Source organism: Streptacidiphilus jeojiense (assembly GCF_000719095.1).
Classification (GTDB): domain Bacteria; phylum Actinomycetota; class Actinomycetes; order Streptomycetales; family Streptomycetaceae; genus Streptacidiphilus; species Streptacidiphilus jeojiensis.
The window spans coordinates 1-3,508 of record NZ_JOEH01000066.1; the positions used below are offsets into that span (position 1 = coordinate 1).

General features: G+C 68.5%; 3 protein-coding genes. 1 reads left to right on the plus strand and 2 read right to left on the minus strand.

What is annotated here, in order from left to right:
• The first annotated feature begins 396 nt into the window (after positions 1-396).
• Entirely contained in the window at positions 397-1,893 is a 1,497-nt protein-coding gene (locus tag IF29_RS0140910; RefSeq protein WP_051726701.1) for an ISL3 family transposase, read from the plus strand.
• A gap of 83 nt (positions 1,894-1,976) precedes the next feature.
• On the opposite strand, the gene IF29_RS0140915 is transcribed toward IF29_RS0140910, so the two are convergent.
• Together IF29_RS0140915 and IF29_RS0140920 are read right to left on the minus strand one after the other, a co-directional pair.
• Positions 1,977-2,768 (minus strand): IS5 family transposase, encoded by a 792-nt coding sequence (locus IF29_RS0140915; protein ID WP_030267522.1) that lies wholly within the window; start codon positions 2,766-2,768, stop codon positions 1,977-1,979.
• A gap of 107 nt (positions 2,769-2,875) precedes the next feature.
• A complete protein-coding gene (locus IF29_RS0140920; RefSeq protein WP_030267525.1) occupies positions 2,876-3,391 on the minus strand; it encodes a hypothetical protein in 516 nt (171 codons plus the stop codon).
• Positions 3,392-3,508 lie beyond the last annotated feature (117 nt).

The window sequence follows — 3,508 nt, forward strand, 5'->3', positions numbered from 1 at the left end:
GACCAGCTGATGGATCTCGATCATGGATGCGTCCTCAGGTTCCGGTGCAGGGACCGCCCGTTGACGGCACTGCCGCCGACTGACGGTGGTGCGGCCGAGGTCCTGCCGTCGGCCGCACCACCACCGTAGGTTCGGGCCAGGGGCCGACCACCGGTACCGCGGGCGGAACCGCAGCCGGCGGGCGGTACCCCGGTACCGCACCGCCTCCGCCGCGAGGAGGACACAGGCCGGGGTCGCTCCGTCAATTGACGGCGGCCGTGGAAAACTGGCTCTTCGGCACTTTCCGTGATCAGGATTGGCGTGGGGTAGCCCTCTCCGGTGAAAGATCTTGCTGCTGAGGTGCTGTCAATCTTGTTCCCCTGCCTGGCCCGGGTGACTGTTGATGCGGTTCGTCGGGTGGGTGCCGCCGTCAGGATCTCGGCCAGGTGCACAGCACCGGGTTCGGCCTGTCCGGCCTGCGGTGCCCGCTCTACCCGAGTCCACAGCCGCTACCTGCGCCGACTAGCCGATGCGCCTGCCGGAGCCCAGGCCACCGCGATCGACCTGCTGGTCCGCCGCTTCTTCTGCGACAACGACGACTGCCCCAAGCGCACCTTCGCCGAGCAGGTCGACCAGCTCACCTTCCGCCACGGCCGCCGGACGCTCACGTTGCAGCGGTTGCTGGAGCGCCTGGCCCTGGCGCTCGGCGGGCAGGGCGGGAGCCGCATGGCCGGGCACCTGCCGGTGGCCGTCAGCGGCACCACCCTGCTGCGCCAGGTCCACCGCCTGGACGTCCCCGACGCCGAGGCCGTGGAGGTGCTCGGCATCGACGAGTTCTCCTTCCGGCGCGGGCGGACCTTCGGCGCGATCCTGATCGACATGAAGACCCGCAAGCCGGTGGACGTGCTGCCGGACCACACCTCGCAGACCTTCGCCGCCTGGCTGCGCGAGCACCCCACGGTGACACTGGTCTGCCGCGACCGCGGCGGAGCCTTCGCCGACGGCGCCCAGCGCGGCCGGCCCGGGATCCCGCAGGTCGCAGACCGCTGGCACCTGCTCGACAACCTCGCCACCGCCGTCGAGAAAGCGCTGCGCCGCCACCGACGCTGCCTGCAACCACCACAACAACCAGCAGCAGCAGAACAGGATCCCGTCCCGGCTCCGGACTCCGACGCCCAAGAGCGTGTCCGGGACCGATGGGCCCAGGTCCAGACCCGGCGGCAACGAGGCCAGCAGATCCAGCTGATCAGCGACGAACTCGGCCTGGACCGCAAGACCGTCCGCCGCTACTACCACGCCGAGCACGTCGACGAGGTCCTGCGCACCCGCACCAGCCGCGCCAGTCGCCTGGACCCCTTCACGACCTACCTCACTGCCCGCTGGGAGGAAGGCTGCGACAACGCGCAGACGCTGCGCGACGAGATCGCGGTCCGGGGCTACCTCGGCGGCCGTAAGTCCGTGCGCCGCTTCCTGAACGCCCTCGCCCAGCGCCGCGGCCCCCTCCCCGCTGCCGAGCCGCCACTCAAGGTCAGCGACGTCGCGCGCACGATCATCGGCCGGTCCGAGAACCAGACCGAGACGGCACGTCAGAACCTCAAAGACCTCTGCGACCGATGCGAGCACACCCGGGAGACCACCCGGCTCGCCCGCCGCTTCGCCACCATGCTGCGGCGCCTCGACGGGCACCGCTTCACCCAGTGGCTGGCCGACGCCGACGCCAGCCAGGTCAAGGAGCTCCACACCTTCGCCGCCGGCATCCGCAAGGACCTCGCCGCCGTGACCGCCGGACTCACCACGCACTGGAACTCCGGCCCCGTGGAGGGCAACGTCACGAGAATCAAGCTCCTGAAGAGGCAGTCCTACGGCCGCGCCGGGTTTCCGCTCCTCCGCCGACGCATCCTGCTCGCAGACTGATCAACTACACCGGATCACGGAAAGTGCCGAAGAGCCAGAACTTCACGGCCATTGACAGTCAATCGGCAGGCTTAGGACTCAGATCAAAATGAGGTCTTCAGGCGTCGCCAGCAAATGATTGTGCAGCCGAGGGTCAGGAAGGCCTGGTGGATGTCGGCGCGAATCTCCCAGCGGATGCGCAGGCGGCGGAACCAGTGCAGGAGGGCGAAGGCGGCCTCCACGACCCAGCGGTTCTTGCCCAGGCCGCTGCCGTGCCCGGTTCCGCGGCGGGCGATGAGCGGGCGCATGCCCAGCTCACGGACCTGGCGACGGTAGATGTCATGGTCATAGCCCCGGTCGGCGTAGAGCACATCGGGGCGTTGGCGGGGTCGTCCGCGCTTGCCTCGAATCGGCGGCACGGCCTGGATCAGGGGCAGGAGTTGGGTGACGTCGTTGCGGTTGCCGCCTGTGACGGAGGCGGCCAGCGGAATGCCGTTGGCGTCGACGATGACGTGGTGCTTGCTGCCGGTCTTGCCCCGGTCCACCGGCGAGCGCCCGGTGTGCTCGCCGCCCTTCAAAGCCCGCAGGTGAGAGCCGTCGACCGAGGCGCGAGACAGGTCCAGCACGTCGCCGGCGCGTAGCTCGGCGAGCAGGAGTTCGTGCAGTTGTTGCCACACGCCCGCCTCGTTCCAGTCCCGCAGTCGCCGCCAGCAGGTCATCCCCGAGCCGAAGCCAAGCTCCTGCGGCAGGAACTCCCACCGGATCCCGGTGTACAGGACGAACAAGATCCCGCACATGACTTTGCGCTGATCAAGCCGCTTACGCCCCGGATACCGGAAGCGCCGCTCCACCACCGGCAGCAGCGGCTCGATCCGTTCCCACAGCCCGTCCTCGATCTCCCACGGCTTGCGCCTGACTGCTCCTGTTGTCGTCACAACCCCCAGCCCCTGTGAATGCAGGGGAAACACGGCATGACGCTTGGTAATTCCAGCGTCGCGGTGGGTTATACGTGCCGAAGGGCAGGGGTGGGCGGCAGCCCTTTAGCCACGCGGGCGGCCTCCCACCAGGCAAGGACGGTGCTGCGTTTGGTCTCGAAGGTTCCGTCGTGCTGGCTGAAGCCGCCCATGGGGGCGGGCAACCTGACCTGCTGTCCGCCGTATCGGCACAGGACGAGGTAGCGCGTGCCGACCCGGGTGCGTAGTTGCACGTCGGCCACGGATGCCCAGGGCACTACACGGTCGGCGCGCAGGAAGCGTCGCAGGGTGACCCCGCCAACGCCAAGTTCGGTACCGTCCCGCTCGAAGAGGGTCACCAGGACGGCACCGGTGCATGCGCCGATGAATCCTCCGAGCCGCCCAGGGGTGTTCCACCAGGGCGACGCGAAGAAGCACAGCGCCATGACCACTGTGACATTGACCAGCCCCTGCAGTCGCTGGGAGAGCGTGCGCCGGTAGGTCAGTTGTATGACCGAACCGTCACTGTGGGACCGGCTCTCGAACGTTCCATTCTTCGCTGTCACGGCAGTCAGTTTGATGCTTCAGAGGGCGTTAAGTCCGTTTTTGGTAGATGCCTCGTCCGGGTTGGGTGAGGACGCCTTGGCGGACGAGTCGGCCTAGGCGGCTTCGGGTGGTGCTCA